Source organism: Spirosoma flavus, from assembly GCF_054778555.1.
The window spans coordinates 1-535 of record NZ_BAAGZL010000020.1 but is presented as its reverse complement, the minus strand read 5'-3'; the positions used below and the strand labels follow the sequence as shown (position 1 = coordinate 535).

The following is a 535-nucleotide window of genomic DNA, read 5'->3' as shown; positions in this document are numbered from 1 at the left end:
TCACAGCCGGACAAGGGTAAATCTGGCGACTGGGGCTAAGTCGTAACAAGGTAGCCGTACCGGAAGGTGCGGCTGGAACACCTCCTTTTTGGAGCCGTTAGCCCTACTTTAGATGTCAATATGCAAAGAAACGGGCTTGTAGCTCAGGTGGTTAGAGCGCTACACTGATAATGTAGAGGTCCGTGGTTCGAGTCCACGCAGGCCCACAAATCAGATTAAGGCTGATTATTAAATAAGGGGGATTAGCTCAGCTGGCTAGAGCACCTGCTTTGCAAGCAGGGGGTCAACGGTTCGAATCCGTTATTCTCCACATGAACCATTCGGGTTCATAAGTTCTTTGACCTACAGGGAGAAACGAATTGATCGTAATGATCAAATTAAGATTTAACTTTTTGTAAGCGAAAGTTTACGAGTTGGAAAGTATTTTCTAAATCGAATCAACACGCAGCAAAAGGGCGTCTGGGGGATGCCTCTGGCTTCTGATGGCGATGAAGGACGTGGCAAGCGACGAAACGCTAAGGGGACCCGCTGGCAG

At 48.6% G+C, this 535-nt stretch carries 2 tRNA genes and 1 rRNA gene; all 3 read left to right on the top strand.

Annotated features, from left to right (window positions below):
* Positions 1–88: ribosomal RNA gene (locus ACYVF1_RS32210) — 16S ribosomal RNA — on the top strand; the annotation flags it as partial.
* A gap of 44 nt (positions 89–132) precedes the next feature.
* Positions 133–206: transfer RNA gene (locus tag ACYVF1_RS32205), tRNA-Ile, on the top strand.
* A gap of 30 nt (positions 207–236) precedes the next feature.
* Positions 237–310: transfer RNA gene (locus ACYVF1_RS32200), tRNA-Ala, on the top strand.
* Positions 311–535 lie beyond the last annotated feature (225 nt).